The sequence below is a fragment of the Bacillus sp. mrc49 genome (assembly GCF_002803435.1).
This window is the reverse complement of record NZ_PHNG01000217.1, coordinates 1-848: the sequence shown is the minus strand read 5'-3', so window position 1 is coordinate 848 and position 848 is coordinate 1. Positions and strand designations below refer to the sequence as shown.

The 848-nt window shown below is 40.4% G+C and carries 1 protein-coding gene; it reads left to right on the top strand.

All coding sequences use genetic code 11. The features are described 5' to 3' along the window. Nucleotides 1–848: terminase large subunit domain-containing protein (locus CVN76_RS01540; protein WP_232732051.1), on the top strand; the 848-nt coding region annotated here is incomplete at both ends.

Here is an 848-nt window from a genome sequence, read left to right as displayed (position 1 = left end):
TATGGATGGGTGGACAAAGAGAGCGGTTATAGACGTTATCAAAAGGCTTATATTTCAATGGCCCGGAAAAACGGGAAGTCCTCTTTAATTGCGGGAATAGCTCTTTATGAGTTGCTTTATGGAGCATATCCGCAATTGGATAGACAAATTTATTGTACGGCCAATTCAAAAGACCAGGCGAAGCTAGTTTATAAAATGATCGTAAGCCAACTTAAGAAAGTACGGAATATAAGCCCTGGTATTCGAAAAATAACGAAAATCGTACAAAATGAAATTCGTTATGATAACGACGACAGTCTTTTAAAACCATTGTCGCGCGATACTGACAACCTGGACGGTATGAACGTACTGTTAGGGATTTTAGACGAGTATCACACAAGCGCCACGACTGAAATGATGGAAGTATTAGAAAGCTCACAAGGCCAGCAACCGCAGCCGTTAATATTAATCATTTCAACAGCTGGCTTTAAATTAAATGGCCCTATGTATTCGCAGGAATACCCCTATATTAAAAAGATCCTCAGCGGGGAAGAAATAAACGATAATTATTTTGCTATCTGCTACGAGCAGGACGACATAAAAGAGATCAACAAAGAAAAGCTATGGATCAAATCGAATCCACTACTAGAAGTTGCGGCACGTAAGGACGTAATGAGTAAGAATATCAAAAAGAAATTGACCGAAGCCCGCGCGAAAAACGATCTTGGCCCGACAGTAGTAAAGAATTTCAATATGTGGCAAAACGCCAGTAAAGAAAGCTTTTTGAAAGGGGAAGAGTGGGCAGCGTGTGCCATAGAGCTAGAACCTTTTATAACCGGGAAAGACGCTTATATTGGCGTGGATTTATC